Below are 25,459 nucleotides of genomic sequence, written 5' to 3' on the forward strand. Positions count from 1 at the left end.
TTCTCTCAGGCGAACAGAGCATGGAAACTATCGAACTGTCTGCCCGCAATGCAGCCATAACCGACGAAAGAAGCGCGATGAATGTCTTTCCGTCTCCGTCGACCGAGAAGGCGTGCGATGGAACTGCTGGCATTGTGGATGGCAAGGCGGCGAATTCTTCGCGCAGCGCCGGGACGATCAGCGAGGCGGCAGCCGCATGGGCTATGCAGATGCGCCACATCGGCCGGGCGACCTTGGAGCGTCTCGGCGTCGGATCCGGTACGACGTTTTTCCCTGAACTCGAACGAAAATGCGAGGCGCTGTTTTTTCGCTATCCGGGCGGTTGGAAAGCGCGCGCAATCCCGGACAAAGCTTTTGTGGCAGGCAAGGGATTCAAGCTTTCATTTTGGAACATCGATCGCGTCCTCGCCGCCGCCCCGAGCCGCATCTACCTCACCGAGGGCGAGTTCGACGCCCTTGCGCTTGTCGAGGCCGGCGTTTCGGCGGACGCCGTGCTCTCCGTCCCGAACGGCGCCAAAGAGCGGGCGGCCGACGCGCCGGCGGAGCAAAAAGGCTATGAGTTCGTCGACGAGGCGCTCCTAGCCGGCCTCAGCGGGACGAAGCAATTCGTGTGGTGCGGGGATGGCGACGGACCCGGCCTGTCCCTGCGCGCCGACATGGTGAAGCTGCTTGGCGCCGCGCGTTTTCATTTCGTCGATTGGCCGGATGGCTGCAAGGACGCCAACGATCTCCTCGTGACTGATGGTCCTGAAGCGCTGAGGGCTCTTGTCGAGAACGGCGCGCTGCCTTGGCCCGTCGCGGGGCTATACCGCATGCGGGAGCTCCCCGAACCCGCTCCGCTGACCTTGTGGCGGCCGGGCTTCCCCGAATGGGAGAGCAAGGTCATGCTGGCGCCGCGGACGCTCTCCGTGGTTACCGGCCATCCCGGTCACGGCAAAACGGCCTTATGGTCGCAGCTCTGGTTCAACGTGGTGCGCGCCTATGACGTCGGGATCTGCGTCGCCTCATTTGAAACCCGGCCCAAGCCGCATCTGCGGCGGCAACTCCGCACCCTGTTCGCGGGCGGCCTTGAGAAAGACCTGACGGAAGGCGAGATCGCAGCAGCCGACGCCTGGATCGATGAGCGATATCTCTTCGTCGTCCATCCCGAGCAGAAGCCGACGCTCGAATGGTTCCTCGACATGGCCGAGGTCGCCGTCATCCGTCACGGCGCCCGCATCGTGCAGGTCGACCCGTGGAATCGGCTTGAGGGCGCCCGTGAGCGCAACGAATCCGAAACGGATTATATCGGTCGCTGCCTCCGAACGATTCACGCTTTTGCGCACGACCTCAATTGTCACGTGCAGGTGCTGGCGCATCCCGCAAAGATGGACAGCGCCCGGAGGGGCTCGCCGCCAAGCCTCGAGGATATCTCCGGTTCCAAGCACTGGGACAACATGGTCGACCAGGGCTTCGTCGTGCATCGACCGGAGATTTTCGACGGCAGCAACCGCAAGACGGAAGCGGCGCTCTATCACCGCAAGGCGCGGTTCGAGGAGCTCGGCTTTCCCTGCAAGCTCAACCTCGATTATTCGCTCGCAAAGGGCCGCTACGTCTCGACCGATTATGCGACATAGCCATGGAAAAGACCGAAATGACGCAGGCCGAAGCCCTCGCCTATAACGCCGGCGTCAGAGCGACGCTAGATTACGCCAAGCTCGTCGCCCAGGCGCTGAGCGCGGATCCATCGTGGAAGCCGACCCGCATTCCTTTCGCGGCTGATGCTCTCGACGAGTTCGCCGAGGCGGCCCAGACGCTTTTCATCCCGATGCCGCCCAATTGCGCTGAGGACGCCATTGTCGCGCCTCCCTTTCCAACCCCTCAGTCGGGCGGAACAGAAACGCCTGCTTCAACCGAATTGCGCCAGGAGGCAATTGCTCAATGATCCAGCGCCCCATTCATTCCGGGAACGGTTGCCGGTTGCGATTCTTCCGCAGCCCGCGCCTTCGCCCGGAATTACCCTGGCACGCTGTGTCAGACCTGCTCGAAGTTCTGGCCTACCCGATTGAGGTTCAGCTCGATCTTCTGCGCGGATTGCGGACGGGCTGGGGCCGACGGGTCGCGACAATCGCTGTTTCAGGCGGCCCAATTGTTATTGCTCCGAACCCATTCGCCATTGAATTGATCGCCCCTGCAATTGAAGGGCAATTGGTCACCCCAGAAATTCAAGACGAATATCGGCATGCGGCAACTGAGGCGCTCCTAGAATTGATCCCCAACATTGCCGGCGACGCGCCCTATCGCTTCCTCGACGCTTGCCATCACAATTCGTGGCTTGGCCAATGAGTGGTGGTCGCGCCTCCGAATACCCTCATTTGACTTCAATCTTTGAGCGTTCTTGAGGCCGGGCGTACAGCCCGGCTTCGGTGTGAGCGCTGCCAGCGGTTTCGCCTTCGCTAATTCTCGCTCGAATGTCATCAAATGTCCTCATTTGTTTTCATGCGCGATGCGTTGCAACGGTTTTCCTTATATCCAGCAACAACGTACGCTTCGTCAGCCGTTATCCTTTCATTCCCTTTCAGGCGGATGCAGTTCCCGGACGCGCGCCTGAATGTCATCATTTGTCATCAGGCGATGAGCGTTCTGCGTGCGCAACATCGTCAGCGGATTTACCTTGCGCGCGCGCGCGAGAGGGCAGTCCTACGGCGGGTTTCAGACAAGTGGTTTCAGCGAAGGTTTCAGCGGCCAACGCGAGATCGGCGATTGAAACCATAGACCGACGCAGCGGCTTCTGTTGATCGACGAAACATTTCCGCGATTTTCTCGAACTATTTTTGCACAGGTGATCCGCGCCACAGTGTGCATGGATGACTGTTGATGTGCGCAAGTGTCCGTAAGAGTTCATAAATGGTGCAATATCAGATAGTTGTGCATTACGTTCGTTTGTGAGACGCTTCCTAGGCGCAAATCAGCTGTAGGGAGTTTTCATGGCCGAGGCGATTCAACCACACCGGCGTTCGCCTAACGGCACACACCTGCCGACGCTGGCGATCCGGTGCCCGCCTGATCTCAAAACGGCGTTGAAACGTCGTGCGCGCGACCTCGGAACGACGCCGTCAGTTATCGTGCGAGCGGCGCTCGCAAATCATTTGGGCGCGGAGCCGATATCACCAAGCAGCCACAGGAGCTGATGCAATGGCGATTGACCCTCAGCACATCATCCTCGCCTCGTTCCGCATATCTGCGCCGCGGGGATCGCGAGTCAAGATCGCGCGCGCCGCTGAAGAGTTCGGCATGTCCGCCGCCGAATTCGTCCGCTTGGCGATGGTTGAAAAGCTGGCGATCGCCGGCGGCCCGGACGGCGCCTCTGCCCGTGACAAGGCCTCCTAATGAGCCTGAGCCAGCCGAGCCCTCCCGATCCGACGCAAACGGCGAACCAGCAGCAGCAATACAATAAGAACGCCGCGCAGTCGCAAGCGCAAATGAACATGGTCAATCAGTCGACGCCCTACGGGACGTTGACCTATACGCAGACCGGCACCAATGCGGACGGGACACCGCAATATACGGCGACGCAGCAGCTCAGCGCGGCGCAGCAGAAATTGCTGAATCAGCAGCAGGCGACGCAAGGCCAGCTCGGCGGCTATGCGAAGGAGCTGGCTGGAAACATGTCCGGCTCGCTGACCAACGGCCCGGATCTGTCGAATGACGCCCTCATCAAGACGATGATGGGGTGGCAGACCGACTATATGCAGCCGACGTTCAACAATCAGAACTCAAATCTGGATTCGCAGCTCGCCGCGCAGGGCATCACACAGGGCTCGGCGGCTTACGACAATGCGAAACGCCAGCTGCAGCAAAGCCAGAACGGCACGGTCGAGAACGCCTTGGCGAACACGGAAGGGCAGGCCTACAATCAGTCGCTGTCGACCTATCAGAACCAGCTTCAGACGCTGATGGGCCTCCTCGGCGGTTCCGGCCCGGCGAATTTGGGCGCCTCGTTTGCGCAGACCCCAACCGAGCAGATCCAGCCAGCGAATTATGCCGGGCTCGCCGAGCAGAATTATAACCAGCAGAACCAGCAATATGCGAACACGATGCAGGGCTTGTTCAGCATCCCAAGCGCGGTGCTCGGTGGTTGGGCGCAAGGTGGTGGGCTTGGCAAAGCTGCAACCGCACTTGGCCTCAAATGAGCGAGCGCCAAGAGAAATGCGACGTTGAGCAGATCGGAGTGCTGGCGAATGGCTTGCCGCTCTACCGTTTTCGATACGTCGGGGATCCTGAACTCCACCTCGGGCTGATGGCTGAGGATGTTGTCGGCGTGGTGCCGGAGGCAGTCACCATCGGTCCCGACGGGCTCATGCAGCTCGATTACGAACGCGCGTTAGAAAATGCAGCGCTTTGGGCGTCCGCCACCGAAGCGCCGCAGTCAAGGCAGTGAGAGGGATTCATGGCTGATCCAACCTTTGATTCGAGCGCGCTTAGCCAAGCGCTGCTTCAGTCGCCCTCCTACATCAATCCCGCTTACGCGACGCCCGGTCAGATCGCCCAGCTCCGCCTCTTTGCCAACGAGCTGACGAAACCGACGCCGGTCGCAAATTGGGCGCAAGGACTCGGCTCGCTCGCTCGCGCGTTGGTCGGCGGCAACGCTGCGTATCAGGCGGGCCAGCAAGAGCAGCAGGCGCTGGGCGTGGCACAGAAGCAGGCGACAGACGTCAGCGCGGCGTATGCGCCTTCAGTCGGCGCACCGCCAGCGATCGCTCCCGGCCCGCAGTCCAGCGTCGTCCCCGCCGATCAGGAAGCCTATATCCGGCAGGCAGCGCAGCAGCGCGGCATTGATCCGGATACGGCGGTTCGAGTCGCGCGCAGCGAGGGCCTCGGGGCATCGGCCTATGCCGGCGACGACAATTCATCCTTTGGGCCTTTCCAGCTCCATTATGGCGGCGTCGCTCCCGGCGGCAACGCAACGCCGGGCATGGGCGATGAGTTCACCAAGGCGACAGGCCTTGATGCGCGTAACCCAAGCACATGGAAGGCGCAGACCGATTTCGCACTCGACAACGCGGCAAAAAAAGGATGGGGAGCCTGGCACGGCGCCAGGGCGGCTGGCATCGCTGATAATCAAGGCATCGGCGGCGGGCCGCAGGGCGGCACGCAGTTGGCCGGTCCCGTTCGACGCCAGATAGCGCCGCCGCGCCGCAAGTCGCCCAGGGAGGCCCGGCGCCTATCCAAGCCGAGCCCCAAAGCCGCATGCCGGTTTCGCCGGCTGCGATTGGCGCAGTGCTCGCGAACCCGAATATCGATCCTGGTATTAAGCATCAGCTGCTCGAGACGATTTCGCCGAAAGCGATGACGGACGCCTTGGGGAACACGTCGGTCTCCTACCAAAATCAGGCACCCGGCGCGCCGATCTTCCGCGGCGGCGTGCTGAGCCATGTCGGGCCAGACGGGACCATCCCAACCGTGCTCGGCGGATCTGGGCAGAATCCGACCAACAGCGTCGCCGTGCCGACAGTGCCGGGTGAGCCGTCCGGTGTTCCGGCGCCTGGCTCCGATAATGTCGGCGCGGCGATCCTGGGGCCGGGCTCCGCGATTGGCTCAATCATCCAGCAGAGCCAGGAGAATGCGGCGCGAGGCGAAGAACTCGGCCAGTCCGTTCGTTCGCTCGCGAATTACAAGGATGCCGGCGTCCATGCGCAAGCGGCGCTCGCCCAGCTTGGCTCGGTCGAGGAGCTTGGCAAGAAGGCTGGCTATGGCGTTATCCCGCAGGTGCAGAAGGTGCTCGGCGAATATGGGATGGCGACGCCAGGCCTGACCGACATTCAGGCCTACAGTTCGGCAATTGACGCTTTAGCGCCGAACCAGGCGCTTGCCGGATCCTTCAAAAATGCGCTGGGCGGTCTCATGACGACGCCGCAGGGCCGCGAGATCGCAGTGAAGAACCTCGAACTCATGGGCCAATATCAGGCGCATATCGGGAAGATTGCAGCAGATACGACGAAATCGGCGCAACAGCGGATGACGGAGATTCAGAACCTTCCGCCGCCAAGCTTGCAGCTGTCGCTGCCGGAAACAGGCCCTGGCGCGTCCGGGTCGGCCCCGCCGGCAGGGTTCAAGCAAGCGAAAGACGGCGGGTTCTACGCGCCTGACCCGAACCGGCCCGGCAAATTCCTGAAGTGGAGCCCATAATGCCGGTTTCAGCGATCGACTACGATCCTTTTGCAGACGGAGCGCCGGCTCAGGCTGGCGGCACGGTCACGCAAGTCGATCATGATCCATTTGCAGACGCCGGACCTGGCGCGTGGGATGCTGCGAAAGGACATCGCGCAAAGCGGTCTCGCGGGTCTCGAGAAGGGGATCGCTCATATTCCAAGTCTGTACGGCGATGCGCGGGATTTGGCGTCGCGCCTTGGGCAAACTGTGGCGGCCTATGGTCTTGAGAAATCCGGCCAGCTTCCCGCTGGCAAGACCGCCGCCGAGTTGCTCGCCGACGCCAACCGGCCAATGCCGCAGGTCGACCAGAACGCCGATCCAAGTCTGCTGGGCCGCGTCGCGCGGGCAGCGGACAATTTCGCGATGCCGAACTCGACGCAGGTTGATCAGGCCGTTCAAAGCGTGGCGGGTCCTTATCATCAGCCGCAGACCACGGCCGGCCGGTATGCGGACACGATCGGGCAGTTTATGCCTTTGGCCGCGGCCGGCGGCGCGCCGTTGCGGTTTGGCGTCTTGCCCGCCGTGGCGTCGGAGGCGGCTGGCCAAGCGACCGCCGGCACGCCATGGGAAGGCGGCGCCCGCGCCGTGGCCCCGATCTTGGCCGGCGCCGGAGCATCGTTTGCGACCGGGCCCGGCGTCGAGCAGACCATGCTGGCGAACGCCGCGCGAGGCGTCGACGCGCCAACCATGCAGGCTGCTCAGCAGATCATGCAGCATGCTGCTCAGCGCGGGATTCGGCTGACCTCGGCCGAAGCGATCCAGCAGGCGACCGGCGGCGCCACTCAGATGGGGCGCATACAGCGCCTTGTCGAAGGGACGCGCGAAGGCGGCGCTATCATGGCTCCGGCGATGGCCGAGCGGCCCGGCCAAGTGACGGGAGCCGTCAACGATACGCTGGATCGGATTGCGGCGGCCACGACGCAGCCGTCCGTCGTCGGAATGCAGGGGCAGGAAGCCGCGACCGGCGCGATCGAAAGAGTAAGGAACCGGATCAACGACGCGGCGCGGCCGTTCTACAAGGCGGCCGAGGCGCAGACGATCGATCCGCATGATTTCTCGGCGATCGGGAATAGCCCGGCTTTTCAGGCTTCGCTCGCGCGCCTTCGCGCCAATCCGGTGCTGGCGCCGCAATATGCTCATCTGCCCGATAACTCGATCGGCGTCGTCGACGCGGTGACGAAGGACATGCGCGCGCGAGGACAGGCGCTCTCCAATGCGGCCAACCCAGGATTCCAGCCGCAGGAGGCGGCGAGCTATGGTTCGGCGGTCGGCGACGCCCGAGACATCGCCCGCGACCCCGCGCGCGGCGGCAGCGGCGATTACGATACGGCGCTTCAACTTCAGAGGGCTGGGCGCCAGCAGTTCCTTGATCCGTTGCAGGCAGGCCCGCTCGGGACGATGAGCCAGACGCCAGCGGTTCGCGCGCAGACCGCGGCGCTGTTCCCGTCCGCGCCGCTTGAAGGAGCGGCCGACGAAACGGCCCAGGCGATCGGCCATTTGAACCAGCAGAATCCGGCGATCGCGCCGGCTCTTGCGCGGCAGCATTTGGCGTCGACTTTATCAGAAGCAGGGCAGGCGAATATTCCCGGCGAAAATCAATGGGCCGGAGCCAAATTTGCAGCGCAAGTCGCCGGCAATCCTCTCCAGCGCGAAACTTTGAACGCCGGCCTCGCCGCGTTGCCGAATGGCGCCGCCGCGGCGCCCGACGTGCAAGGCCTGCTGACGGCGCTGGAAGCCACGGGGAAGCGTCAGGCCCCTGGTTCTTTGACGGCCTTCAACGCCGAAGATCTGAGAAATCTTTCCGAGCCGGGCTCGGCCGCGGCGCTCGGGCAGGCCTTGATGACGCTGAGCCCCGGCGCGATCTGGGGGAAGGCCTCCGACGCGCTGGCGCGTGCTCGGCTCGGGAGCAGATCAGAGGCGCTTGCCCAAGCCCTTCTCGCCGATCCTGGACATGCCTTCGGCATCCTGTCCGACGCCCAGCGCGTCGCTCCTGTCGGACGGGTTCAGCGTGATCTCGCCGCCGCTCTTCTTGCCGGGCGCTCTGGCGCGGTTTCTCAGACGCCGCAATAAGCTCCTCATTCCGTCAACCGCTTCTGAAATGCCGTCCGTCAACAGCCACGCAACGAAAACTGCAAAGGCTATAAATTCGATGCGGCCGTTTGATATTTCCGGCCAAACAACCCAGCAGGTGATGACGACGATCGAGATCTGAAACGAAATCCACTTCATCCGCAATCCTCGCCGCTGCGAGCGGCTTCGACAATGCCTTGGAGAGAATCGCGCCTTGGCGGGACGATCAAGCGAGGAAAGGGTGGATTAAAAAAATTGGCGACAACCGCCCGCCGCCGGCGGGTCATTCGTCGTTGGCGGAGTTCAGCTTCTCCACGGGAATTGTCGGCGCGTCATTTGCCGCCTCTCGCTTGAACCGCTGTTCCTCCTGATCGATGACCCGTTCAAGGTGGTCGGCCAGGCGTGCCGCGTCAAATCCATGAGCAGACGATATTCTCTTGAGCGTGGAGATCTCCGCCCGCGCTTTGGCGATAAAAGCTGCAATATCATCCATTAGTCTATCCTTTCCTAAACCGGACGCCTGGTCCCTCGCTGCTCTCCTCCACGAAGATTACGCTGGCGGCTTTGAGGGCGGAACGGAACATCAACGGATCGGACGGCCCGAAGGCGCTCCGGCTTGGGCGACGCGGAAGCCGTCTACGCGCACGTCAATCGAATGGTCGGCCCAATGCTTCGCAATCGCGGGGTCGATTTGAATCGAGGGACTCCCTTTCCACGCCGCTTGGAAAGGGAGGTCTTTGCTCGCTTTTTGCTGGCTTTACTTCTGGCCGCGCCCCATACCAGGATCCGGCTCACCGGACGGCGCATTGCCGCTGGAGGGCGCCATTGATTGCGTTCCCGTGCCATCGGAGGGACGTCCCGACGTTGTCGTCGGGTCAACGGGATCGGCGGCCGAGCGCCCTTGAGGAACGACCACGTTTCCGCTATCCGGCGCGGGCTGAGCGTTTGCGGGCGAGCCAGCGCCGCCCTTCGGCGAGGTCCCGGTTTGTGCAAATGCGGCAGGCGCGAGGGCAAGCAAAACTACAGTCGACGTTACCAGTATCTTCATGTGCAATTCTCCATATGTCGCTGCGACCTCGCCCTAACGGCGGCGCCATTGAAAGGTTCAGCTGCCGGCAATAATTCGAAAAGCGCGAGCAGGTATCGAAATCGCGGCGGGATCGGCGCGCTCCGCGCCCCTGGTCGCATGGCTTAAATCCGCCGGAGAATGCGTTTTGCCCTAGAGAGTCCGCTAGGCGAGCGAACCAGAATTGGATTAGCATAACGCTAATCGGGGCGGTCCGGCGCTGTTCAACCATCTGCCCGGCACAATAAGATTTCATAGGGGGAAAGCATGATCGCCACCGCGATATGCCCTCGGTGCGGCACGCAAAATGAATTGACGGAATGCAGCAATTGCGGCTCGTTGGAATTTCGGTTCGGCCCGTTGAGCGATGGCTCCGAGGGGATGATTTGCAAGAAATGCAACATCGGATTTTCAAACTTTTACTGCCAATCGGGATGCGGGACGTTGATCTCAGCTCAATCCTTGGGAACGCCTGTTTCTCGTATCGCACGGAACGTGAAGGCCGGGATCGACGCGCATGAAGGGCGCGGCAATTGCTTTATCGCCACTGAATTGTACGGAGCGGACGCCCTGGAATTAGAAACGCTGCGCGCCTATCGGGACAAGGTGCTGCTAAAGAAACGGGGGGGCAGGGCGTTTGTTGCCGCCTATTATAGCGCCGCCCCCAAAATCGTTGTTGCGATGCGCAGATCGCGGCTTCTACGAGCCTTGATATCTGCTTGTGTTAGCTTTTCGATTTCGATGGTCCGGCGCATGTATCCGACATATCGGCGATGAGGCGAGGAGCTCGCCCGACGCTGCTGTCAGGCCTCTGTTGACCGTCAAGCTGTGGAGGAACTTCTGATCGAAGTCTTTGTTTGGACCGCAGTCTAAAATGACCGCTATTAAATGTTTCGACTGCGGCGGCCGGTTACGTTCTGGTTCTTGGAGGAGGCGGCGTCATGAAGTTGATGATCGGAGCAGCAATCGCGCTTCTGGCGTCGTCACAAATTGCGGCCGCGCAAAATACGAATCCCACCGGTCAGAGCAGGAACGACGCGGGTGCGGGAGAGAAGGCAAATACGGAGGGCGGGAGCACGGGCGCCGCAGCGGGTCAGGACGGCTTGCCCTCTTCCATCCCGCCAGGCGCCAACAAGCCGTCCGGACAGATCGACAAAGGTAAGGGAGAGGACGCCCATTGAGGCGCGACGCGCGGACGATCACGGTTTTGAAGGTGGAGTGAACGTCCTCACGCGGGGAGGTACCTAGGCCGTCCGAAGGCCAAACGCCAATGATCTGCCTGCGGCTTTGAACCGGGACCTGACATGCGCGCGCCGCACTGCTAAACGCCGTAATCGCTGCGCCGGAACCCCGGGGGCGTCTCCGAGACTGAGGGCCGAGCCGTCTGCATCGCGCGGCCGGCGGCGCCGCCGGGAACACTAGGGCGTATTGTGAGTTGAAATTCGCTTTACTCGGACTTGGTGCTCGAGGCGAATGCAATCAGTCGCGAGCTTGTCGAGAGGGCGATATGAAGGGTGGCGAACCGTTAGACGCGTCGCGGATTTCGACCGGGAGCGCCGGTCTGGACGCCGTTTTGCGCGGCGGACTGCCAGACAATCGGGTTTATTTGCTGGAGGGGGCGCCGGGTTCGGGGAAGACGACCCTCGCGTTGCGTTACCTCCTTGAGGGTGTCGGCAGGGGAGAGCGGGTGCTCTATGTGACGCTTTCGGAAACCTCGGAAGAGCTGGAAGCAGTCGCGGCGTCCCACGGATGGAGCCTGGACGGCGTTGATCTGTTTGAACTTGCCTCAGCCAACGAGGTGCTGGGCGATGGGCGAGAACAATCGATCTTGTACCCTTGGGAGATGGAGCTGGGGGGAACTGTTCGCCTGATCCAGGAGAAGGTCGAAGAGGTCCGCCCGTCCCGCGTCGTGTTCGACAGTCTGTCTGAGATGCGTCTCTTGGCGCAGGATCCTCTTCGTTACCGGCGACAGGTGCTGGCGTTGAAGCAGTTCTTCGTCGGTCGGCATATAACTGTCGTCCTCGTCGATGATCTCACGGGTGAAAACGGTCAACGCGACGCCCACCTGCATAGCCTTTGTCATGGGGTGATCAGTTTGGAACGGCTGACCCTCGATTTCGGGGCCGCGCGGCGCCGCTTAGAGGTTCAGAAGCTTCGAGGAGTCGACTTCGTGGCGGGCTTCCACGATTTCACCATTCGGACGGGCGGGCTGGAAGTCTATCCCCGCCTAATTGCTACCGAGCATCAGGCTCCTTTCGCGGGCGATCCGACGCCAAGCGGCGTTATCGAACTCGACAACCTGCTTGCCGGCGGCCCCCTGCGCGGCACAAGCACGCTGGTCACGGGCCCCGCCGGGGCGGGCAAGACGACCGTAGCGCTTCAGTATCTCTATGCGGCCTGCGAGCGCGGCGAGGCCTCGGCTCTGTTCGAATTCGACGAGCGCGTTGGCACCCTGCTGGTCCGCGCCAGGGCGATGGGTCTCGACCTGCAGAAGCATATTGATAGCGGCGTCTTGACGATCATGCAGATCGACCCCGCCGAGATCTCGCCGGGTGAATTCGCCTGGACGATCCGTCGTCAGGTCGAAGACCGATCTGCGCGCGTGTTGGTGATCGACAGCCTCATCGGCTACCTGGCCTCCATGCCGCAGGAGGAGCAGCTGATCCTGCAGATGCACGAACTCCTCTCCTATTTGAACCACCAAGGCGTGGTGACCTTCCTGATCTACCCGCAGGCGGGATTGGTCGGGGGCATGGGAACCGGGACGCTCAACATATCCTACGTCGCCGACGCTGTCATTTTGATCCGCTTCTTTGAAGTCGAAGGACGCCTGCGCAAGGCCATCTCGATCATCAAGAACCGCGGCGGCGCGCATGAGGACACAATTCGTGAGCTGCGCATTGATGCGAGAGGAATTCGGGTAGGGGAGCCACTGACCGCATTCAAGGGTGTGATGACCGGGACGCCGCAATATGCTGGAGACACTGGCCCCTTGATGGAGCCGCGGGCCGTTGGAGATTAAAAAGGAGATTACGCTCAACCCGGTGCTGGTCTGCGCGCCCTTCGGCCGCGACGGCGAGACTCTGGCCGACCTGTTGCATAGCGCGGGCTATCATGCACAAGTTCATCCCAACCTGAGGGTGCTGGTCGATGAGATAGGCGAGCGTGTCGGCTCCATTCTCGTCACCGAAGAAGCTTTGACGTTGTCGGGCGTCCTTGGCGAAGCGCTGGCTTTGCAACCGCCTTGGTCCGATATCCCCGTCCTGCTTCTGATCTCCCGACAGAAGAGCGGCCGCTTTCCCGTGGATGGGCTGGTTGGCCGGACTCTGATTGAGATCACCAACGTGGTCCTACTCGAGCGCCCTCTTGGAGCTCGCTCTCTACTGAGCGCTGTAGAGGTCGCTCTGCGCAATCGCCAACGGCAGTTCGCGCTGCGAGATCAGATGGAGCTCCTCGCACAGAGCCACGAGGCGCTTGAGGCCAAGGTGCAAGAGCGAAGCGCCGAGTTGGAACAGGAGGTGGCTCAGCGATCACGCGCGGAGGCGGCCCTGCGCCAGAGCCAGAAGATGGAAGCCGTCGGCCAGCTCACCGGCGGCATCGCGCACGATTTCAATAATATGCTCACCGGCGTCATCGGCTCGCTCGACATCATGCGCCGACGCATCGCATCGCATCGCCTGGAGGACCTCGACCGCTTCATGGATGCGGCCGCGGCTTCGGCCAACCGCGCAGCGGGATTGACGCAGCGCCTTCTGGCCTTCTCGCGTCGCCAATCCCTAGACGCCAAACCGACTGACATTAACGGCCTCGTGGCGTCCTTAGAGCAGTTGATCCGCGGCTCACTCGATGAGCGCGTGCAACTTCAGTTCGTGCTCGATCCCCATCTGCCGCGAGCAGTTGTGGACGTGAATCAGCTCGAAAACGCGCTGCTCAACCTGGCGATCAACGCTCGCGACGCCATGCCCGAGGGCGGGCGGCTCACGATCGAGACGAGCGCCGTCGATCTGGACGAAGCCTGCGCAGACGAGCGGTACGGCACAGCAGTCGGCGCCTACGTCATCGTCGCAGTCTCCGACACGGGCGTGGGCATGCCGCCCGATGTGCTCGAGAAGGTCTTCGATCCGTTCTTCACCACCAAGCCGCTAGGCCAGGGAACGGGACTTGGCCTGTCAATGGTTTACGGTTTCGCTCGGCAAAGCGGCGGCCAGGTGCGGATACACAGCCAGCCGGGCGCTGGGTCCACGGTGAAAATCTATCTTCCGGCGACGGAGGCCGGCGCGGTTGTCGAGCCGCCTGTCGAAGGGAGCGCGCCGCACGGGGATGGCCAGCGCGTCCTCGTCGTCGAGGACGATCCCGCGGTTCGCATGCTCGTCCGCGAGGTGCTGGAGGAGCTGGGATACATGGCCGTCGAAGCAGCCGAACCGCATGCGGCTATCCCTTTGCTGGCCTCCTCGACGCCCTTCGACCTGCTGATCTCCGACGTCGGCCTGCCCGGAATGAATGGACGCGAGCTCGCCGAGATCGCGCGATCTTATCGGCCAGAGCTCCCCATCCTTTTTATCACCGGCTACGCCGAAAACGCCGCCATACGGGCCGCCTTCCTCGGCACGAATATGTCCATGGTCACTAAGCCCTTTCGCCTCGACGACTTGGCGGCCAAGGTCAGCGAGATGATAACGCGCCGGTAGGAGGCCAATCCGTTCCGAGCGCCCAAGGGGAACTTCTGATCAGGGATGACGTTCGGCGGCCAGCGAGGAGCGAAATAGCCTCGTGGCGCGCGCAGCGCCCGATCGCGCCCATCTCCGTACATCGCCAGCAATCGCAAACATCTAACTCAGAAAGATGCTCATGTTCTTCCATCGCAAAGAGCTAATTCAACCCGTTGTGGTCGGCACGCCAGACGCGGCATTCGGCACGTTTCTTCTCGAACAGTTCGGGGGCGCGACCGGAGAGCTGACCGCCGCGCTGCAATACTGGGTGCAGTCTTTTCACGTCGAAAATGCCGGCATTCGCGATATGCTTCAAGACATCGCGATTGAGGAATTTAGTCACCTCGAAATGGTCGGCAAACTCATTTCGGCCCATACCAGCAAGATCGACCAAACCTCAGTGTATGATGCGCCGCTTTTCAAACTGAAGGGCGGAGGTCCCCATTTTCTGGATAGTCAGGGGAGCTGCTGGACGGCCGCCTACATTCAAGAGGGCGGAAATGTGGTGCGTGACCTGCGCGCCAACATATCGGCCGAAGCCGGCGCCCGCCAAACATATGAAGCGCTCATTAAGGCTTGCGAGGACGAAGGGACGAAAAAGGTCCTCGTTCATCTGCTCACGCGCGAGATTACGCACGCCAACATGTTCATTAAAGCCCTGGATCAAATGGGCAAGCTGGACGACCCGTTCTTTGGGAACATCGAGCCGGATGAAACTGTAAAGCTGGTGTTCAATCTATCTCAGGGCGACGATGCGCGCGGCCCGTGGAATGAAGAGCCGGATTTCGAATATATCGCAGACCCTCAGCCTGAAGGCGGCATGCCCGCCCCGCCGGTCAATCCGGATGACGAGCGTTTGCCTGCGAGCAAGCCCGCCCCGAAGGGAAAAGCTCGGCCGCTTGAGAAAACACGCTAAGCGACTCGACCAACACCGAGGCGGCGAATAGCCGCCTCGGTGTTCTCTCTGGATCTCGCCAGCTCGCCAGCGCAATGGCCCGCCGCGAAGCTAGGAGCCGAATTTAGCGCAGGCTATGCCGCCGAGGCGCCGATTGCCTGCATGATCTCAGGGGCGGCTCCGTGATGAACCATATGTCCGCGGCGCGGGATGACGCGTAGCTCGCTGCCTACAATCTCGCAATGCAACCGCATCGATTGAGAGCTGGGTTTGATCAGCCGATCGTTCTCGCCCACCACGATGCTGACTGGCATCGCTAAATCACCGTAACTTTTCTGCGTGGCTGCCGCGTTTGGGATCATCAGCGCCGAGTCGGCGGCGTTTGCATGCAGCTGCGAGGGGCGCAACGCCATCTCTTTGATTGCTGCCGAAAAGGATTTCGACACTTCGGCCGGCGCGAATATTTTCTTCATCACGCCGCCCCAGGCCAGGCGCGCCAGCAAAGGGGAAATCGTGTAGCGCATGATGTCGCCGACAACCGGAAGGGCTCCGATGAATTGCAGTGCGGCGTCAAAGCGGTCGCTGGGATAGAAATACCCTGAAACAAGAACAAGCCTTTTCACGGAGGCCGGATGACGCAGGGCGAGCGCAACGGCGATCGACGCTCCAAGCGAATGTCCGAGCACCGTTGCCTGCTCAACTCCGAGCTGAACCATTGCCTTATGGATGAGATCGGCTTGCGCGGCCGGCGTCCAGATGGTGCCCCTCGGCCTGGAGCTGTGGCCGAAGCCCGGTCTATCGATCGCGATCACACGATAATTTTTGGCGGCCAGGTCGAGCAGCCCGCTCGTCTCGAAGTCCTCGATCTGGGTTCCGTTTCCATGCAAAAGGATCAGCGGCTCGCCGGCGCCGCGCTCCAAATAGTGCAGGCGAACGCCATCCACATCCAGGAAATTGCCCTCCGGAGGATGACGTTGCTCCGCCACATTTTTTTGCTCGTGGGCCAAAAGCGCCATGGCCCCCAATGCGATACTGGCTCCCGCGGCGATAAGGGCATAATTCGCGACACTGGAGTGGCGCCGCGCTGGCAAAAGAGCTTCGGGAATTTTCATGAGGTTCCTTGCATGCAGGCGGGTGCGCCGCTGGACGAATGTTGCGGTGCAACCTCGCGCAAGGGACATCGTTCCCCTGCGTTGGCCAGAATAAGATGTCCCGCTATCCCCGCCCGACGCGCACCGTCTCGACGCTCAGCGAGCCCGCTGGGAGCGATCGCAGGAGTTCGCCCTCCGGCTTTTGCAGATAAATCCACGCCGTCCAATCCGCCGGGCGCAGCACGACGATCTGGCGGTTGTGGATGGGTTCAACGTCGGCTCCCGGCGCCGTCGTCAGCATCGTGAACGCCGGCGGCTGATTCCCCTTCTGATCGCGCCATATGCCGGCAATGGCCATGAAAGGCGCGTTGTTCAGCGTGAAGCGATGCTTGGTCTTCGGCGACTTGCTACCCGAGAACTCGAAGAACGCCGACGCGGGGATAAGGCATCGGTTCGTGTTCGCGAAGCTGCGCCCCTCGGACCTGAAATTGAACACGGGTCCGCCGCGCGGCGTGGCGGAGGGAAACCCGAAGCTCATGGGAACAAGCTCGACGTCGGTGCCCGCGGCCCGCATGACTGGCGCCAAGTCGGTGATTCGGACGTCGTCGGCCTGGGGCAAGTCTGCTTCGCTCTGGCGCGGAGGAATGCCCCACTCCAGCAGCTGCATCATCTCGCAGTAAGCCTTCCAGGCGACATGCTGTTCGTAGTCGTTGCACATGGTCGGATCGAAGCTCGTTTCTGCGATAGCGTCAAAGGCGATGGCAGCCTAGCTTACCTCACTCCCAACAGCGCATCGACGTCAGGCACATCGCCAAACCGTTGGATCACGACGGCGTCTTGAAACTCGCCAAGGGCGGGATCGCCCGAGCGGCTAAAGGCGACGGCGCCGGCAGCTTTGAATGCCATTCGCTGAGCCTCGCTGACCGCTGCGCCGGCCGATTGGAATTCCTTCGCTTCACCCGGAACCAGATCGCCATCGTCGGTCCTGATGAACGGCAGAGCGACATAGTACGTCACTTCCGCCATGGGATTTCCCCTCGCTCCCGCGCCGCTTTCTCATCCTTAGCTTTACACTGGCCTTCGGTCGCACCGGAGCCGATGCTCCAGAAATATTCGCGGTCGCCTGTCAGCTCGGCGGCGAGCGCGTCGATTGCCGCCAGGACAACGTGCGCCTGCTGAGAGACAGGCCCATTCATGCGGACGCGATTTGAAATTCCGATCATCGCCTCGCGACAGGCGCGCAAGGCTCGCACTGCCGCCGCAAGGTCGTCTGGCATCTCGGGCCGATATGGTCGCCTCGACATTGCCGCACCTCCGCAATCGTTCACTTTTTGTTCTAACGATCTGCGAGGCGCGAGTCTAGGACGAAGTCGCTCTACCCCGGCGGCCCGGCCGGCGCCGACCCTACATTCCGGCCTCATAAATCGTGTTCGCGCCGTTTGGATCGACTTTCCGACAGGTGCTTCGGAGGCGAAGGCCCGCCATTAGCTGGCCATTGAGAGCGCCGCGAACCGTTTGACGTGATGCGACGGCGAGACTTCTCAACAGATTATACCCTTGGTGGGAGAGCGAAACGTCCCCGAGGGGATTAGCCTGGCCATACTCGTATTGACCGATGCGCTGCGGTTTTTCATCCGACGCCGAAGTGCAGCCAAGAATGTCGATGCCCGCAGCGTCGCTCTCGAAGAAGGAATAGAGCCAGCCGCCGAGCGGGGCGACATTCTTGCTCGTGACGTTTTCGCCGAGGACAAATGATCCGGGACCGCCGTGGGCGGCGATGACGAGCCGCGTGAGCCGCTTGCCCGCCCGTCCAAGCCAGGTTCCGGCTTTTCCCGCCGTGTCGTAGACGCTTGAACCCTGGGCAACAAACTGAAGTTGATGCCGATCATCGTTTGCGATCTGCGAGCTGACCTCGCTCCAGACCTCATGCGAGACGTAGTAATAGGTGAACGCTGGAGTGAGGGTGAGATCGTCGTCTGCCATGCCAAGAACCCCTCGCCTGGCCGCGCCTCGGGCGCTGGCGCCGTCAACCAGGCGAGTGAGATTGTAGCGGTGAACGCGGATCGCGCGTGTGCGATTGCGCGCGCGAAAGCCCAAGGCGCGGCTTACGCGCCAGCCAGTTCACGCGCGCTCTTCCTCATCCTCTTCCCACCCCGCCATTCCCGGCTATGAACTCGACACCCGCGCGCGCGAATCCTCAGTCGGCGCGGATTCCCTGACCCGGCGTACACAGGCAGGCTGCCACCGCGACGCCAGGACGGAGAGTCCGCCCCTAAGGCCGCCGAAGTGTTCCGGCTATTCGCCGCGGCCCAAAAGATAGGCTACCGAAAGCCTTCCGTCTCCGGCGCGGCAGCTGCAGGAATTGAGTGAACTAAGTGCATTGTGGGGATAGAGACACAAAGCCCATTTACTCGGTCTCACCTTGGATCGCTTCCTGAAGCGTGCGGACAATCGCACGCAATCAGGGAGAAGGCGATGTATAGCGAGCTGAACAAGAAACGATTTGCGAGTCCAAGATCGGAGTTCTCGCCGGGTCCATTTCCAATGCTCGAATGGCTGGAGATCGAGAAGCTCGTGGTTGATACTACTTATCAGCGTCAAATCGGAAGGCGCGGTGCTGCGAACGTGTTTCAAATCGCAGAGCAATTTGACTGGTCGAAATTCGCCCCCGTCATTGTAGCGCCGGTAGAGGGTGGCCGGTTTGCGATTGTCGATGGGCAGCACCGAACAACAGCGGCGATGCTGAGGGCTGTAAAGACGGTGCCCTGCCAGATCGTCCAAGCGGACAGAGCGAAGCAGGCGGCTGCCTATTCAGCCGTGAATGGGAACGTTACCAAGACAACGGCCCAACAGCTTTATCACGCCAAAGTTGCAGCTTGCGACAAGTCGGCTTTGCAACTGGCAAAGGTTTGTGCCGCAGCTGGGGTTGAGATTGTTCGGCGAAATATGGTTCAATCACAAATAAAGATCGGGCAAACGCAGGCGGTCGGCGCGCTCGCGCGGTGTTTATCGATCTATGGACCAGACACCCTGATCATCGCGCTTAAGTGCATTACTCGAACGGCAGGCGGGAATGCTAGCTTTGTGAGAGCAACTATTATCGATGCTCTCTGTGAGGTGCTGCACGAGGCGCCGGCATGGAGGGATGCGGACGCTCCATTGCTGGCCGCAATGGAAAAGTTCAGTTTCCCCGATGTTTGGGAGCAGATTTCCGCGGGCAGAGATCAAATCTTCCCCAGCACTGCGAAGAAAACGATGGCCGACGCCCTTCGGAAGTTTTTGAGGAGAAGACTCGGCCCAAGCTTAGGAAAGGAGGCTGCCTAGGTGAAACGAGCAGAGAGGCGCTTAAAAACGCCTCTTTTGCAACCCTGCACCATAAGCTATTGATCCGGCTCCAATTGGTCGCGCGGGATTTACTTCAGATAGCCCTTGGAGCGCAGATAATCGGTCAAAAGCTTTTCTATAAGGCTCGACAAGGAGCGGCCGTCCTCGCGCGCGGCCTTTTCCGCCGCTGCCTTTAGCGAAGGCTTCGTGCGAATGATCGTCTGCGTCGTTCGCTTCTCTTCGTCCATGGAAAAATGTCTATCAGACCGATTGACATTCGTCTAGGTCGGCGTATGTTTATCACTGTGATAGACAATCGGGCCGCAAGCGATCTGGAACATCGCCCGCAGCCCTAACCCCAGCCACCTGAGAAGAGGTCGCCATGGCTACGAAGATCAATACCACTCCCTCCCGCTTCCACAATCTTTCGGATGCGGCGCTTGCCGACGAGATCGGCCGAGTCGACGCCATCGCGAAGGCGGCTGAGGCCGAACTGAAGGCGCTCAAGGACGAATTCAACGCGCGCAGCCTGACCGATGTCGCCGGCGACGCCTTCTCGGTGACAGCGTCCGAACAGATCGCCGGCCGGCTCGACGCCAAGGCGGTGCGCGAGTTCCTCGGCCCGACCTATACGCGGTTCGAAACTGCGGTCGTGTCGACCGTGATCCGCATCAAGGCCGCCAGCCGCACGCTCGCCGTCGCCGCTTAAGGGGCTTCAGCACGCGAGCAGGCGGCCGCACCCGCCGCTCGCCCTCGTCAACCTTCAAATAGCCGAGAATTCATCATGCCGAACTCAACCGTTCCGGCAGCCGCCACCGGCTTGCCTTCTCAAACCCGCCGCCTTTTCCTTCGCTCCGGCAGCGCGGCAGCCGTGTTTGGGGCAGTAACTGCGGCGGCAGCAGCTTCTGTCGCTCCTGAAGTTTCCCCTGAGTTGGATCATTTGATCGCCGTCCATCGACATGCCCACGCGGCCTTTCTCGCGGCGCGAGAACGCCATATTGAGGCAGAGAGAGTTTGCGCGACGGCGCCGAAATGCTTGCCCTTTACGTGGGATGGGAAAACGCCGATTCGGCTTTCTTCAGATCAGGAGGAAGGGCTAATCCACGCGGCCCAAACGATCATTGGCTTGGGCTCTGCCGGGCTGAGCAGTCCTGCGGTATTGGCGCTCTCCGAGAAGCGCCGAAAGCAGATTACCGCAGCGATCAAGGGCGCAAGGAAGGATATAACCAAAGTCGTCCGCGACGCTTTCGCCAAGGTCGAAGAAATCCGTCGCTCATCTGGCATAGAGGAAGCCGAGCGCGATTTAGTTTGGGCGCGCGACGGCGAGCAGAATGCGCTCAAAGCGCTCTGTGGCTTCAAATGCGCGACGCTCGCCGAGGTCAATCACCGCGCCGATTATCTCGTGACCGTCGGGCCTGAAAACATAACGGCCGACGCCATCGTCGCGATGCTTCCCACCAACTACAAGCGGGAGGCTTGAGCAATGCCAAAGTTTGTCGGGCTGTTGCTCCAAAAGATAGACGAGATAACGTCAGCACACATCGTCCCGGACCGGGACGCCGATCCAATCTTCGCCGCCATTAACCGGTGGTCAGAGCTGATTGTCCGTTTCGAAAACCTTCCCCCCGACATAACGGAAGACGAGTACGACGCCGCCTGGGAGAAAGAGTTCGCTGCGCAAGAGGAGCTTTTTCGGACGGAGCCCGCCACAATCGAAGGCGTGATCGCCCTTGCGTCATTCTTGGCTCTAGAAGAGTGCGCCGAGCTCTGTAATACGACTCCCTATAATGGCAGCGACGTATCTTTCAGTACGGCCATGGCGACCATCGCCTCATCGCTGCAAAAGATCGCGGCCCAACAAAGCGCGTTTGGCGCAGCGCCGTGATCCTCGCCTGCATCACGCTCCGGCGCGGATCAAATAATGGTGAGAGAGCGGACCATCGAGACTTGCTTCCGCGCCCCGGGATGATGGTCCAACTCTCTCGCTGCGCAGAATGAACCGAACGTCGGGGTTGGCAACGGCGAATCGGAGCGGCGAGTTATCTTCGCGGCGAGCTGTGTAATCCCTGTCACGGTTACGCGGCGAACTCTGGGTGCCCTCGCAGCCGCGTCAATCGACTTCGGCGTCGGCAGGCCAAGCGCCTGCTGGCGGCGGCTCAGCGGTTGGTCGATGCAGCAGAGCAGCTGGAATTAATCCGAGGGTAAATCTTCAACATGGCTGATGGCGCCAAGCTTTGCTTGCTCTTCGACGGACACGTAGAGGAGAAAGCCGGTCACCGCGATGGCGCAAATCCAAGCCAGAGCTGTGAGCAAAAAACGTGACCGTCGCCACTGTATTGGTAAGGCCGCGTGTTGAAACGAAAATTCGCCTGCCGACATTTCGACCTCCTTTTCAAGATGTCGAAATATAATCGCGCCCTCATGCGCCTGGGTCCTTAAAATGCTCTTAGGGTATTATAGTCTTTTGCTTAAGAGCGCGCCAAGTCTATGCCATGCCATTCTCTAAATCGTTCTGAGCGCACGAAGCGGAGCACGAAAAATCGGCGGTGTGAAGTCACGTGCCTTGTTTGCTCGGCGCGCGACCAATTTAAGGCTGCATCGTACCAGCAGCGAGTTATGCGGCGCCCATTGATCCATTGCGTGCGGCAGCGCCGGTGGCCGCTCCAGCCGCCTTGGTGACCGCGCGACCCTCCGTAATTCCAGCCACTGCCGTTCCAGCGCTGCGCAGATGCCGGCTCCGGCGCCAGCATCGCAAACCCAAGCACCGCGGACATCAGTCCAACCATAAGCTTATGCATTCACGTCCCCTCCAAATTCTTCCTCTCGCGGCTTTAGCGCGCGATCCGGAAAAGCCCTTTGACACGAACCTGAATCCATCGTCGCGCCTGAAGCTAGGCTCAAGGAACGAAAGCCAAAGCAATTGGTTCGAACCCCATAAACTGACCAGGGAGGAAACCAATGAATCGACAAATCATGACTTTCGCCGTTCTCGCTACTTTATTGACGGGCGGAGCGGCTCTTGCGGATTCCACGACCAAAACTTCTCCACCTGCTGCGGGCAGCGATGCGAACGCTACGGATAAAGGCGCAACAGGTAACGGTGGAATGGCGGGGTCGCCGGCAGCTGCCGAAACGCCCAATGTCGAAGGGAAGAGCGGTTCGCAAAGCGGGGCTCATCCAAGCGACAAAATGGCGCCAGAGACAAAATGAGACGTCGTCATTGCATTGAATTGGGCCGGGCGACCTTTGCCCGGCATCTGTTCGTGAACGTGCCGTCACGGGAGGCATGAATGTCAACTCTAGCGCAGCGCCAACAAGCGATGAAGATTGCGCGCCAGCTCGCGAATTCGGGTCAACACTCCGGCTGGGCGTCGATCTTCACTGAAATGATGTCCGCCAAACAAATCACGCGGGGGTTTAATCCGCTGGATGATTATTTCCTTCGCGACGAATTGGACTTTCTTTGCCGGAGCGCGCGACGCCTGAACCGCACGCGTGAGATTGCGAGCATCAAGACTAAGCCGCCAGCTCATGCAGAGCGTCGGTCACCTCCTCGCTCTGATACGGCTTTGGGATAAATATTCCCCCTGCCGGCAACTCTCCCGAGCCGGGGAGAGGACGGCCAGAGGTAAGCAATAGAGCAATGGGCGGCCATCGATCACGGATAAGGTTTGCGAGTTTTAACCCATCCATATCGCCGGGAAGGCCGACATCAGAAAACACAATCCGGATATCGGTGCGGCTTTCCAAGATAATGATGGCGGCGGCGGCGCTGCCAGCTTCGAGAGCGACATACCCGGCGTCTTCAACGATACTGACCGCCAGCAGCATCAGCAGTGGCTCATCCTCAACAATTAAAACGATAATGTCGGGTTCCACACATAGATCGACCATTTGAACTGCTCATTGCATTCAAATACGGCGGGAGTTCCCCCTGGATCTGCCCTCTTCACGGAAGGTTTTCGGAATACTTTGGTTCCGACATTTTCAAGGCCAATTTGGAGATCGGCCGGTGGTGATCGTCACGGATGTGCGCTGATTTTCGTTCCGCCGGGGCCCCCGGTCGCCAAAGAAGCTGGACCCTTGGCCCGGCTCTTCAAGTCGTCTTAGGTGAATGCGGCAAGTCGTCTTAGGTGAATGCGGCAGCCCGCTCACCGGCCGCCGGGCATTCGATCTGCTTCCCATATGCTTCCCATCAGAGACTTCTGGGAAGCAGGCATTCGCCAGACGGAACGCAACATATTGATATATTTGGCGCGCCCGAAGAGATTCGAACTCCTGACCCCTAGATTCGTAGTCTAGTGCTCTATCCAGCTGAGCTACGGGCGCATGCTGACGGCTTTAGGGCGCGGCGAGGACTGGCTCGCGGGCGCTCGGGCCGTTCGGCGACGCAGACTTAGCCGCTTGCCGTTCGCGTGGCAAGAGGCCTTGCAGATCCGCCGCCGCCGCTTTGTTCCTATTTCTGCGCCAGCGCCGGCGGCGGCGTCCAAAGCGGGAAACCGAGGGTCGCGAAGATCGAATCCCCTTCGACGCGATTATAGGCGGCGAATTCATGGTACCAGCGGGCGGCGAGGTCGATGTACTGGTCTCCGGCCTTGAGTTTATAGGTGATGATCGGTCCAACCGCGGCGACGCGCCCCTGAAAGGATCCGAACTTTGCGGCGCCGGAGCCGGCGTCCGCCGTGATCTGCTGGTAGAAATAGCCGCCAACGCCGAAATAAAGGCCGAGCGGCAGATGCTCGCCGATCGACCATTCAAAATGCATGTCGACGCCGCTCAAATAATCGGTCGCGGTATTGATCGCGTTGATGGTGAAGCCAAGCGCGGCCGAGGCCTCCAATCCGGTTTCATGACTGAGATAGGTATAGGCGCCTTTGACATCGATCGCGGGCCGGTTGAGGCCGGTCTGGGCCAGCCGCCCGGCGAGGTAGTTTCCCGTCGGAAAGAACCCGCTCGCGGTCAGCTTCCAGTGCTGATCGCCGGCCTGCCATCCGAGGAGCGCCGTCAGTTCGGAATCGGCGAAGCCAATTGCGGTCTTCTGCACGTCGCTGCGCCGATTGATCCCGGCGGCGTCGACAAAGGGCGTCGAATAGCTTGATATGTCCGAACCGACGGCGTTGGTCGTCGCAAAGCCGAGGCGGCCACCAAACAGGGTGAGATCCGAATACCAGGCGAAAATGGCGAGGTTGGCCGCAAATTGATAGGTAACGCGGGTCGGATCCTTGGTCAGGCTGTGCTGATAGAGATTTCCGCTGCCTGTATAAAGATAGTAAGAATCATAGAAATAAAGGCCCGGTGGCGGCGTATAGCCGGGCGCTGGCTGGACCAACCCCAGCTGATACAGGCTGAGTCCATATTCCGAGGCCTGCGCCTCGCAGCCAAGAGTAAGACTAGCAAATAGAAAGGCTACGAATTCTTTTATTTTTTGCCCCTTGGGCATTGGTAGGGCGCCTTCATGCTTTGCCTGCCGGCGCGAACCTGCCCGGCCCGACTAGTCTAGGGACGTTGTTGCGTCAGTCGAGGCAAATAACTCCAAGTCGAAGCGCGATTGTATGATTTGCGCAATGCGTTACAATTCTGCTACAGCCACGGCGGCGCTTGCGCGCCGGCCGGGATGCAGCCAAAGGTTGTGGCCAGCGCTGGGCCGCGGCGTTCTTACTTACTGATCTCGATGCCGTTCTTTTCACGGAATTCTTTGATGACCAGTCCGATCGCCTCGATGACGGTCTTCTCGGGGTGCGTCTTGCAATAGACGATCGTTTCATGCTCCGCTTCCTTGCTGCGCGGAATATTGGCGAAATGCTTCTTGGCGAGGCCATTGTACCATCCGCTATACCAGGCGGTGAGGTAGTTCGCGTCTTCCTGATAGGTGCCGGCAAGCTGCGCGCAAGTGAGCGTCTGGACGTCGAGGTAGCCATCCTTGTCGGCATAGGCGCTGAGCGGCGTCGCCACCTGCGCGCTGGCGGGCGCGGCAAGACACGTTGCGAGTGTGGCGGCCGCGAGCAGGGTCCGTTGCATTTTTCCTCCGATTTTTTTGCCGTGACAGGCTGTTTACAATATCCGCGTCCAGGCCGCTGTGGGTCTTGCGCCGATTGGACGCCAAGACTTCTAC

At 60.9% G+C, this 25,459-nt stretch carries 31 protein-coding genes and 1 tRNA gene; 20 read left to right on the top strand and 12 right to left on the bottom strand.

Features of this window, described 5'->3' with window-relative positions; translation table 11 throughout:
• Positions 1–20 precede the first annotated feature (20 nt).
• From MSIL_RS14090 to MSIL_RS14130, 10 genes are all read left to right on the top strand, one after another.
• Entirely contained in the window at positions 21–1,616 is a 1,596-nt protein-coding gene (locus tag MSIL_RS14090; RefSeq protein WP_012591757.1) for an AAA family ATPase, read from the top strand.
• 2 nt (positions 1,617–1,618) lie between these two features.
• A complete protein-coding gene (locus MSIL_RS14095) occupies positions 1,619–1,924 on the top strand; it encodes a hypothetical protein (RefSeq protein WP_041368071.1) in 306 nt (101 codons plus the stop codon).
• Entirely contained in the window at positions 1,921–2,325 is a 405-nt protein-coding gene (locus MSIL_RS14100; protein WP_012591759.1) for a hypothetical protein, read from the top strand. The genes MSIL_RS14095 and MSIL_RS14100 overlap by 4 nt, the downstream gene beginning before the upstream one ends.
• 641 nt (positions 2,326–2,966) lie before the next feature.
• Positions 2,967–3,170: a ribbon-helix-helix protein, CopG family gene (locus MSIL_RS22355; RefSeq protein ID WP_083772240.1), complete on the top strand. Its 204-nt coding sequence runs from the start codon at positions 2,967–2,969 to the stop codon at positions 3,168–3,170.
• A 4-nt stretch (positions 3,171–3,174) separates the two neighbouring features.
• Entirely contained in the window at positions 3,175–3,369 is a 195-nt protein-coding gene (locus tag MSIL_RS14105; RefSeq protein WP_012591760.1) for a hypothetical protein, read from the top strand.
• The gene (locus MSIL_RS14110; protein ID WP_041368073.1) at positions 3,369–4,172 is read left to right on the top strand and encodes a hypothetical protein; all 804 of its coding nucleotides are present in this window, start codon (positions 3,369–3,371) and stop codon (positions 4,170–4,172) included. The genes MSIL_RS14105 and MSIL_RS14110 overlap by 1 nt, the downstream gene beginning before the upstream one ends.
• Complete coding sequence (locus MSIL_RS14115) at positions 4,169–4,420, top strand: tail fiber domain-containing protein (protein ID WP_041368074.1); 252 nt, start codon at positions 4,169–4,171, stop codon at positions 4,418–4,420. The genes MSIL_RS14110 and MSIL_RS14115 overlap by 4 nt, the downstream gene beginning before the upstream one ends.
• Before the next feature lie 9 nt (positions 4,421–4,429).
• Positions 4,430–5,332 (top strand): hypothetical protein, encoded by a 903-nt coding sequence (locus MSIL_RS14120; RefSeq protein WP_012591761.1) that lies wholly within the window; start codon positions 4,430–4,432, stop codon positions 5,330–5,332.
• Positions 5,329–6,168: a hypothetical protein gene (locus tag MSIL_RS14125; protein WP_012591762.1), complete on the top strand. Its 840-nt coding sequence runs from the start codon at positions 5,329–5,331 to the stop codon at positions 6,166–6,168. Before MSIL_RS14120 ends, MSIL_RS14125 begins: the two co-directional genes overlap by 4 nt.
• Before the next feature lie 117 nt (positions 6,169–6,285).
• The gene (locus tag MSIL_RS14130) at positions 6,286–8,262 is read left to right on the top strand and encodes a hypothetical protein (protein WP_148213097.1); all 1,977 of its coding nucleotides are present in this window, start codon (positions 6,286–6,288) and stop codon (positions 8,260–8,262) included.
• Between the two features lie 283 nt (positions 8,263–8,545).
• Here the strand turns inward: MSIL_RS14130 and MSIL_RS14135 are convergent, their stop codons facing one another.
• A complete protein-coding gene (locus MSIL_RS14135) occupies positions 8,546–8,755 on the bottom strand; it encodes a hypothetical protein (protein WP_012591764.1) in 210 nt (69 codons plus the stop codon).
• 840 nt (positions 8,756–9,595) lie between these two features.
• Here MSIL_RS14135 and MSIL_RS21380 point away from each other — a divergent pair.
• From MSIL_RS21380 to MSIL_RS14155, 5 genes are all read left to right on the top strand, one after another.
• Positions 9,596–10,105, top strand: a complete 510-nt coding sequence (locus MSIL_RS21380) for a CFI-box-CTERM domain-containing protein (protein WP_012591765.1) — start codon at positions 9,596–9,598, stop codon at positions 10,103–10,105.
• 164 nt (positions 10,106–10,269) lie between these two features.
• Entirely contained in the window at positions 10,270–10,509 is a 240-nt protein-coding gene (locus MSIL_RS14140; RefSeq protein WP_012591766.1) for a hypothetical protein, read from the top strand.
• A 326-nt stretch (positions 10,510–10,835) separates the two neighbouring features.
• Complete coding sequence (locus MSIL_RS14145) at positions 10,836–12,350, top strand: ATPase domain-containing protein (RefSeq protein WP_012591767.1); 1,515 nt, start codon at positions 10,836–10,838, stop codon at positions 12,348–12,350.
• The gene (locus tag MSIL_RS14150; protein WP_012591768.1) at positions 12,340–14,016 is read left to right on the top strand and encodes an ATP-binding protein; all 1,677 of its coding nucleotides are present in this window, start codon (positions 12,340–12,342) and stop codon (positions 14,014–14,016) included. Before MSIL_RS14145 ends, MSIL_RS14150 begins: the two co-directional genes overlap by 11 nt.
• A gap of 160 nt (positions 14,017–14,176) precedes the next feature.
• Positions 14,177–14,953 carry a manganese catalase family protein gene (locus tag MSIL_RS14155; RefSeq protein ID WP_041369220.1) on the top strand — a complete coding sequence of 259 codons (777 nt, stop codon included), beginning with the start codon at positions 14,177–14,179 and terminating at the stop codon, positions 14,951–14,953.
• Positions 14,954–15,066: 113 nt separating this feature from the next.
• Here the strand turns inward: MSIL_RS14155 and MSIL_RS14160 are convergent, their stop codons facing one another.
• The 4 genes from MSIL_RS14160 to MSIL_RS14180 form a co-directional block, all read right to left on the bottom strand.
• Positions 15,067–16,044, bottom strand: a complete 978-nt coding sequence (locus MSIL_RS14160; protein WP_012591770.1) for an alpha/beta fold hydrolase — start codon at positions 16,042–16,044, stop codon at positions 15,067–15,069.
• Positions 16,045–16,147: 103 nt separating this feature from the next.
• Positions 16,148–16,741, bottom strand: a complete 594-nt coding sequence (locus tag MSIL_RS14165; RefSeq protein ID WP_012591771.1) for an SOS response-associated peptidase — start codon at positions 16,739–16,741, stop codon at positions 16,148–16,150.
• 53 nt (positions 16,742–16,794) lie between these two features.
• The gene (locus tag MSIL_RS14170; RefSeq protein ID WP_012591772.1) at positions 16,795–17,049 is read right to left on the bottom strand and encodes a hypothetical protein; all 255 of its coding nucleotides are present in this window, start codon (positions 17,047–17,049) and stop codon (positions 16,795–16,797) included.
• A 378-nt stretch (positions 17,050–17,427) separates the two neighbouring features.
• Positions 17,428–18,006, bottom strand: a complete 579-nt coding sequence (locus MSIL_RS14180; RefSeq protein WP_012591774.1) for a hypothetical protein — start codon at positions 18,004–18,006, stop codon at positions 17,428–17,430.
• A 492-nt stretch (positions 18,007–18,498) separates the two neighbouring features.
• Here MSIL_RS14180 and MSIL_RS14185 point away from each other — a divergent pair, with 492 nt between their 5' ends.
• Positions 18,499–19,347: a ParB/RepB/Spo0J family partition protein gene (locus MSIL_RS14185; RefSeq protein ID WP_012591775.1), complete on the top strand. Its 849-nt coding sequence runs from the start codon at positions 18,499–18,501 to the stop codon at positions 19,345–19,347.
• 89 nt (positions 19,348–19,436) lie between these two features.
• Here the strand turns inward: MSIL_RS14185 and MSIL_RS21720 are convergent, their stop codons facing one another.
• Complete coding sequence (locus MSIL_RS21720) at positions 19,437–19,595, bottom strand: hypothetical protein (protein ID WP_012591776.1); 159 nt, start codon at positions 19,593–19,595, stop codon at positions 19,437–19,439.
• Between the two features lie 134 nt (positions 19,596–19,729).
• Here MSIL_RS21720 and MSIL_RS14190 point away from each other — a divergent pair, with 134 nt between their 5' ends.
• From MSIL_RS14190 to MSIL_RS14200, 3 genes are all read left to right on the top strand, one after another.
• On the top strand, positions 19,730–20,056 hold the full coding sequence (locus MSIL_RS14190) for a hypothetical protein (RefSeq protein ID WP_012591777.1): 327 nt from the start codon (positions 19,730–19,732) through the stop codon (positions 20,054–20,056).
• A 75-nt stretch (positions 20,057–20,131) separates the two neighbouring features.
• A complete protein-coding gene (locus MSIL_RS14195; protein ID WP_012591778.1) occupies positions 20,132–20,827 on the top strand; it encodes a hypothetical protein in 696 nt (231 codons plus the stop codon).
• Between the two features lie 3 nt (positions 20,828–20,830).
• Entirely contained in the window at positions 20,831–21,232 is a 402-nt protein-coding gene (locus MSIL_RS14200; protein ID WP_012591779.1) for a hypothetical protein, read from the top strand.
• Between the two features lie 305 nt (positions 21,233–21,537).
• Here the strand turns inward: MSIL_RS14200 and MSIL_RS21385 are convergent, their stop codons facing one another.
• On the bottom strand, positions 21,538–21,726 hold the full coding sequence (locus MSIL_RS21385) for a hypothetical protein (protein WP_012591780.1): 189 nt from the start codon (positions 21,724–21,726) through the stop codon (positions 21,538–21,540).
• Positions 21,727–22,305: 579 nt separating this feature from the next.
• On the opposite strand from MSIL_RS21385, the gene MSIL_RS21395 reads away from it, so the two are divergent.
• Positions 22,306–22,557 carry a hypothetical protein gene (locus MSIL_RS21395; protein ID WP_148213098.1) on the top strand — a complete coding sequence of 84 codons (252 nt, stop codon included), beginning with the start codon at positions 22,306–22,308 and terminating at the stop codon, positions 22,555–22,557.
• A gap of 89 nt (positions 22,558–22,646) precedes the next feature.
• Here MSIL_RS21395 and MSIL_RS14205 read toward each other — a convergent pair whose 3' ends face one another.
• From MSIL_RS14205 to MSIL_RS14225, 5 genes are all read right to left on the bottom strand, one after another.
• Positions 22,647–22,880, bottom strand: a complete 234-nt coding sequence (locus MSIL_RS14205; RefSeq protein WP_041368077.1) for a hypothetical protein — start codon at positions 22,878–22,880, stop codon at positions 22,647–22,649.
• On the bottom strand, positions 22,864–23,241 hold the full coding sequence (locus MSIL_RS14210; protein WP_012591782.1) for a response regulator: 378 nt from the start codon (positions 23,239–23,241) through the stop codon (positions 22,864–22,866). The genes MSIL_RS14205 and MSIL_RS14210 overlap by 17 nt, the downstream gene beginning before the upstream one ends.
• Positions 23,242–23,599: 358 nt before the next feature.
• Positions 23,600–23,676, bottom strand: a tRNA-Arg gene (locus tag MSIL_RS14215).
• A 127-nt stretch (positions 23,677–23,803) separates the two neighbouring features.
• On the bottom strand, positions 23,804–24,787 hold the full coding sequence (locus MSIL_RS14220; protein WP_012591783.1) for a SphA family protein: 984 nt from the start codon (positions 24,785–24,787) through the stop codon (positions 23,804–23,806).
• Positions 24,788–25,002: 215 nt separating this feature from the next.
• Positions 25,003–25,365: an HdeA/HdeB family chaperone gene (locus MSIL_RS14225; protein ID WP_012591784.1), complete on the bottom strand. Its 363-nt coding sequence runs from the start codon at positions 25,363–25,365 to the stop codon at positions 25,003–25,005.
• Between the last annotated feature and the right edge of the window lie 94 nt (positions 25,366–25,459).

Source organism: Methylocella silvestris BL2, from assembly GCF_000021745.1.
Lineage (GTDB): Bacteria > Pseudomonadota > Alphaproteobacteria > Rhizobiales > Beijerinckiaceae > Methylocapsa > Methylocapsa silvestris.

What these genes read in the sequence shown, in the direction of transcription:
- MSIL_RS14090 (WP_012591757.1), top strand. Translation starts at nt 21, where the DNA reads ATGGAAACTATCGAACTGTCTGCCCGCAATGCAGCCATAACCGACGAA.
- MSIL_RS14095 (WP_041368071.1), top strand. Translation starts at nt 1,619, where the DNA reads ATGGAAAAGACCGAAATGACGCAGGCCGAAGCCCTCGCCTATAACGCC.
- MSIL_RS14100 (WP_012591759.1), top strand. Translation starts at nt 1,921, where the DNA reads ATGATCCAGCGCCCCATTCATTCCGGGAACGGTTGCCGGTTGCGATTC.
- MSIL_RS22355 (WP_083772240.1), top strand. Translation starts at nt 2,967, where the DNA reads ATGGCCGAGGCGATTCAACCACACCGGCGTTCGCCTAACGGCACACAC.
- MSIL_RS14105 (WP_012591760.1), top strand. Translation starts at nt 3,175, where the DNA reads ATGGCGATTGACCCTCAGCACATCATCCTCGCCTCGTTCCGCATATCT.
- MSIL_RS14110 (WP_041368073.1), top strand. Translation starts at nt 3,369, where the DNA reads ATGAGCCTGAGCCAGCCGAGCCCTCCCGATCCGACGCAAACGGCGAAC.
- MSIL_RS14115 (WP_041368074.1), top strand. Translation starts at nt 4,169, where the DNA reads ATGAGCGAGCGCCAAGAGAAATGCGACGTTGAGCAGATCGGAGTGCTG.
- MSIL_RS14120 (WP_012591761.1), top strand. Translation starts at nt 4,430, where the DNA reads ATGGCTGATCCAACCTTTGATTCGAGCGCGCTTAGCCAAGCGCTGCTT.
- MSIL_RS14125 (WP_012591762.1), top strand. Translation starts at nt 5,329, where the DNA reads ATGACGGACGCCTTGGGGAACACGTCGGTCTCCTACCAAAATCAGGCA.
- MSIL_RS14130 (WP_148213097.1), top strand. Translation starts at nt 6,286, where the DNA reads ATGCTGCGAAAGGACATCGCGCAAAGCGGTCTCGCGGGTCTCGAGAAG.
- MSIL_RS14135 (WP_012591764.1), bottom strand. Translation starts at nt 8,755, where the DNA reads ATGGATGATATTGCAGCTTTTATCGCCAAAGCGCGGGCGGAGATCTCC.
- MSIL_RS21380 (WP_012591765.1), top strand. Translation starts at nt 9,596, where the DNA reads ATGATCGCCACCGCGATATGCCCTCGGTGCGGCACGCAAAATGAATTG.
- MSIL_RS14140 (WP_012591766.1), top strand. Translation starts at nt 10,270, where the DNA reads ATGAAGTTGATGATCGGAGCAGCAATCGCGCTTCTGGCGTCGTCACAA.
- MSIL_RS14145 (WP_012591767.1), top strand. Translation starts at nt 10,836, where the DNA reads ATGAAGGGTGGCGAACCGTTAGACGCGTCGCGGATTTCGACCGGGAGC.
- MSIL_RS14155 (WP_041369220.1), top strand. Translation starts at nt 14,177, where the DNA reads ATGTTCTTCCATCGCAAAGAGCTAATTCAACCCGTTGTGGTCGGCACG.
- MSIL_RS14160 (WP_012591770.1), bottom strand. Translation starts at nt 16,044, where the DNA reads ATGAAAATTCCCGAAGCTCTTTTGCCAGCGCGGCGCCACTCCAGTGTC.
- MSIL_RS14165 (WP_012591771.1), bottom strand. Translation starts at nt 16,741, where the DNA reads ATGTGCAACGACTACGAACAGCATGTCGCCTGGAAGGCTTACTGCGAG.
- MSIL_RS14170 (WP_012591772.1), bottom strand. Translation starts at nt 17,049, where the DNA reads ATGGCGGAAGTGACGTACTATGTCGCTCTGCCGTTCATCAGGACCGAC.
- MSIL_RS14180 (WP_012591774.1), bottom strand. Translation starts at nt 18,006, where the DNA reads ATGGCAGACGACGATCTCACCCTCACTCCAGCGTTCACCTATTACTAC.
- MSIL_RS14185 (WP_012591775.1), top strand. Translation starts at nt 18,499, where the DNA reads ATGTATAGCGAGCTGAACAAGAAACGATTTGCGAGTCCAAGATCGGAG.
- MSIL_RS21720 (WP_012591776.1), bottom strand. Translation starts at nt 19,595, where the DNA reads ATGGACGAAGAGAAGCGAACGACGCAGACGATCATTCGCACGAAGCCT.
- MSIL_RS14190 (WP_012591777.1), top strand. Translation starts at nt 19,730, where the DNA reads ATGGCTACGAAGATCAATACCACTCCCTCCCGCTTCCACAATCTTTCG.
- MSIL_RS14195 (WP_012591778.1), top strand. Translation starts at nt 20,132, where the DNA reads ATGCCGAACTCAACCGTTCCGGCAGCCGCCACCGGCTTGCCTTCTCAA.
- MSIL_RS14200 (WP_012591779.1), top strand. Translation starts at nt 20,831, where the DNA reads ATGCCAAAGTTTGTCGGGCTGTTGCTCCAAAAGATAGACGAGATAACG.
- MSIL_RS21385 (WP_012591780.1), bottom strand. Translation starts at nt 21,726, where the DNA reads ATGTCGGCAGGCGAATTTTCGTTTCAACACGCGGCCTTACCAATACAG.
- MSIL_RS21395 (WP_148213098.1), top strand. Translation starts at nt 22,306, where the DNA reads ATGAATCGACAAATCATGACTTTCGCCGTTCTCGCTACTTTATTGACG.
- MSIL_RS14205 (WP_041368077.1), bottom strand. Translation starts at nt 22,880, where the DNA reads ATGAGCTGGCGGCTTAGTCTTGATGCTCGCAATCTCACGCGTGCGGTT.
- MSIL_RS14210 (WP_012591782.1), bottom strand. Translation starts at nt 23,241, where the DNA reads ATGGTCGATCTATGTGTGGAACCCGACATTATCGTTTTAATTGTTGAG.
- MSIL_RS14220 (WP_012591783.1), bottom strand. Translation starts at nt 24,787, where the DNA reads ATGCCCAAGGGGCAAAAAATAAAAGAATTCGTAGCCTTTCTATTTGCT.
- MSIL_RS14225 (WP_012591784.1), bottom strand. Translation starts at nt 25,365, where the DNA reads ATGCAACGGACCCTGCTCGCGGCCGCCACACTCGCAACGTGTCTTGCC.